This is a genomic window from Pseudolactococcus yaeyamensis, from assembly GCF_054658615.1.
Map to the genome: position 1 here is coordinate 1 of NZ_BAAGGP010000138.1, position 3,698 is coordinate 3,698.

Sequence of the window (3,698 nt, forward strand, 5' to 3'; positions counted from 1 at the left end):
AAAAAGAATTATTCTGGGCTGTTGTTGGTGTAGTTGTTGCAGTGGCACTCATCGTTGTATCAGCAGGGACGGCAACACCGCTTGTTATGGCTGGTTTAGCATTTGATGCAGCTCTTGCAGGGAATCAGTTGGTTGCAAGTGGTATAAAATATGCGACAGGTAAAGATTTCAATCCTCTTGCTAAAGGTTTGACGGCTATGGGGGTGGATGAGCAACTTGCGAATACAGTCGTTGTCGTTGCGAATTTCGCCACTTTAGCTATTGGTGGTACTGTTGCACTTACAAAACTAGGCTCTAGTGCGGTAAAATTAATAAAAGCAGGGGAGTTAGGAAGTACTGCTTTACGTGTTGTGAAACAAATTCCGAAAGTTCCAGCATCTGCTGGTAAATCTATCCTTGCTTATGGCAGCAAAGCCAAGAAAGGGGCATCAGCCTTTGGTAAAGGCTTTATGGCAGAGCTATCCAAACGTACTCTAAGTTCTAGTTTGGATGTTAGCTCGGTACCTTCAATATTCGGTAAGGCGACGGTAGCAGGTGCAAAAGAAGCTAAGAGTGTCCTTAGTGCTAGTAACAAGGTTGATGACTACAATAATATCTTGAAAAATAAAGATATTTTAAAGAGTAAACCTAAAAATTCACCAAGACCTAAGAAGTGGTTAGATGAAGGTGGAGATATTTCAGTTAATATGGATGATATACCACCTACATGGACTTATACCAACAAAGATGGTGTGAAAGTTCGTTATCGTGCAGATGGTACTCCAGATTTCAAGGGAGCGGGATTGGTTCAAGAGGAGTATAAACCTCATAACGGAACTGGTTTTGACCCTCGTGGTGGAAGTGCGGGACGTCAGGCTGATATAAATGATGCGGACAAAGTTAGAGGGAAAGTTCCTAGAACGACTTGGCATCATGAAAATGATTTAGAGACATTACAAAGAATCAATTCTGAATTGCATAAAGAATTTCGTCATCGTGGTGGTATTTCATTATTGAAGGGAAAAAGGGGGTAATTATTTATGACTATAAAGCTAGACATAAATGGAGGAGTTTCTCGTGATGAAATCATGAGGGTTGCCAATAAATTTGATGTAAAATTTGATGAGAGTTATATGGTTTTCTTAGAGAAGACAAATGGAGGATGGAATTCAAGTTCTGAAGAAAATGTCAACCAATTTGAACTAATTGTAAATAATAATACATCATTCTTGACTAATTTAGAAACTATGTTTGGAATTGGGACAGAAGAAGAGAGTATTGAAAAGTGGACTGAAAAATTTATTGAGGAGGAACATGTTGTTGCAATAGGAACAACATTACTAAACGCTTTAATTATTTTTATTGATTTGCCAGAATTACGTGGTTATTATTATTATGACGATGAATGTAATTTAGAGGAATCGGATGATGATAACAATACTTATTGGTTATGTGAAACTTTCGACGAATTTCAATCTATGGTAAAAAATCCTGAATAAAGTGATTATCTAGAGATAAGATAAATAACGATGCAGCTCTTGCAGGGAATCAACTCGTTGCAAGTGGTATAAAATATGCGACAGGTAAAGATTTCAATCCTCTTGCTAAAGGTTTGACAGCTATGGGGGTAGATGAACAACTTGCGAACACAGTCGTTGTCGTTGCGAATTTCGCCACTCTAGCAATTGGTGGTACTGTTGCACTTACAAAACTAGGCTCTAGTGCGGTAAAATTAATAAAAGCAGGGGAGTTAGGAAGTACTGCTTTACGTGTTGTGAAACAAATTCCGAAAGTTCCAGCATCTGCTGGTAAATCTATCCTTGCTTATGGTAGCAAAGCCAAGAAAGGGGCATCAGCCTTTGGTAAAGGCTTTATGGCAGAGCTATCAAAAGGTGGTGCAAGTGCTGGCTTTAATGGCGCAGGTGATTTGTCAAGGGTTGGCAAGGCGACCGTAGCAGGTGCAAAAGAAGCTAAGAGTGTATTAAAAGCAGCAAGTGAACAAGATGAACTTCTGAAAATCATGAATGGTGTTGAAAACGGAGACATTCCTTTAACCAATAATTTCCAAAAAGGGAATTATGGCGAAATGAAGATGGACAAGTACTTTGAGGATAAGGGCTATACACGTATTAGTAAGGATAGAGTGACAAGTCTGAATCAAAAAGGACATCAGGGAATAGATGGTGTTTATTACAAACCTGATGGCAACCCACCTTATGTTATTGCGGAAGCAAAATATGGCAGCTCAAAACTTGGTAAAACCAATGATGGTAAACAAATGAGTGAAGATTGGCTTAAAGGTGTGAACTCAGGAAGAGATAAATTAGCTGAAGCAGTTGGGCTTGACTTAGCAGAAGAAATTAGAGGTGCTGGTTATGGTAGCGAGTTAGTAAAAGTGAGTGACAAAGGTCTTATTTCTAGTAAATTATTAGATGCGTCAGGGAAGGTGGTCAAATAAATGAGAGATAGATTTATGAGTCAAGAATATTTTGAAGCCTATATTTCTCGTCAAGAGAAAGGAATTTCTAAATTTACTAACTGGCTAGAGAATAACGATCGACCTGAGGATTTAGAGAGAATTGAACGCCTTTATAGTGGAATAACTGCAAATATTCTTAATATAGTTGTTGCTCGTTATTCTCGTGGAGATAAAGTCTCTGAGATTAAGCCACAAATGGATGAATTTATTCAAAGGGCATTGAAATCTGAACAGGCTCATGAGAGTTATAATGGCGTATTATTTCCTCTGAGTTATTGTATTTTGTTTAATGAGCCAGAGGAATGGCGCACCAAGTTTCGTTCTTCGTTTTTTAAAAATCCTACAAAAAAAATTCCAGAAGTAGATGGTTTGTTAGATTTTCTTACGACAGGTCAAAAAAATGATGGAAAATTGATTTGGGAAAAGCAGTTTAATCGACTTTGGCAAGCTGTATTAAGTGATACCCCAGAAGAACAAAATAAACATTTGACTGACTACGTTACACGTTGGTATGGGGCTAAAAAAGGAGAATTCTGGTATAATGAGCATAAGAAAAGTTCAATTGAGAATATGAATTTTTCTACCTATAACGGTTACTGGAGTTGGGAGGCAGGCGCAGTCGCAAAACTGCTTAACATTCCAGATGAAAACTTAAAAGACCACCCGAACTATCCGTATGATTTGGTACATTTTAAAGACGAAAAGAGGGAAAGTAATGACTGAAAAACAAACAGCGTATCTGGCAAAAATAAATTTCTATGATAATGGTCAAGAGGGAGTTTTAGCCGTAGTAGGTTTAACTTTGGGGGTTGAGACTATCTTTGAAGTACAACCAACTTATGCCGTAGATGACCAACGAAAAGTTGAAGTTGACCATGTTATCCTGACAATTCTTAATGCTGATACAAATGAATTACTTACACAAGTTCCCTTTCTTCCAGCACTTGAATTATTAGGTGCAGAGGTCATTGCAGGTAATGATGAAGTTGAGTTATGGCGATTAGAAGGATTAAACGAAGCAGAAGTGGTTGAAAAGTTGGGATTAACTAACGAATAAAAATGTGAAGAATCTTTATATTATAAATAAGGGTTCTTCATTTTAAATCACTAAACAAGAAAGAACAAAATGAAGCATTATCACAAACTAGATGAAAAGTTGGCACGACTTCAAAATATCGTGATTGTCTTTTTAACGATAAGTATTGTTGCCTTGGTTGCAGTCTTTATCGTCACGAATCAA

At 37.5% G+C, this 3,698-nt stretch carries 5 protein-coding genes; all 5 read left to right on the top strand.

Annotated features, from left to right (window positions below; genetic code table 11):
* On the top strand, positions 1-1,013 hold a 1,013-nt coding region (locus tag ACYQ21_RS14845; RefSeq protein ID WP_460059399.1), incomplete at its 5' end, for an HNH endonuclease signature motif containing protein.
* A 6-nt stretch (positions 1,014-1,019) separates the two neighbouring features.
* Complete coding sequence (locus tag ACYQ21_RS14850) at positions 1,020-1,478, top strand: SMI1/KNR4 family protein (RefSeq protein ID WP_460059401.1); 459 nt, start codon at positions 1,020-1,022, stop codon at positions 1,476-1,478.
* A 122-nt stretch (positions 1,479-1,600) separates the two neighbouring features.
* Complete coding sequence (locus ACYQ21_RS14855) at positions 1,601-2,437, top strand: hypothetical protein (protein WP_460059402.1); 837 nt, start codon at positions 1,601-1,603, stop codon at positions 2,435-2,437.
* Positions 2,438-3,181, top strand: coding sequence for a PoNe immunity protein domain-containing protein (locus ACYQ21_RS14860; RefSeq protein WP_460059403.1), 744 nt, complete (start codon positions 2,438-2,440; stop codon positions 3,179-3,181).
* Positions 3,174-3,515 (top strand): hypothetical protein, encoded by a 342-nt coding sequence (locus ACYQ21_RS14865; RefSeq protein ID WP_460059404.1) that lies wholly within the window; start codon positions 3,174-3,176, stop codon positions 3,513-3,515. Before ACYQ21_RS14860 ends, ACYQ21_RS14865 begins: the two co-directional genes overlap by 8 nt.
* Positions 3,516-3,698 lie beyond the last annotated feature (183 nt).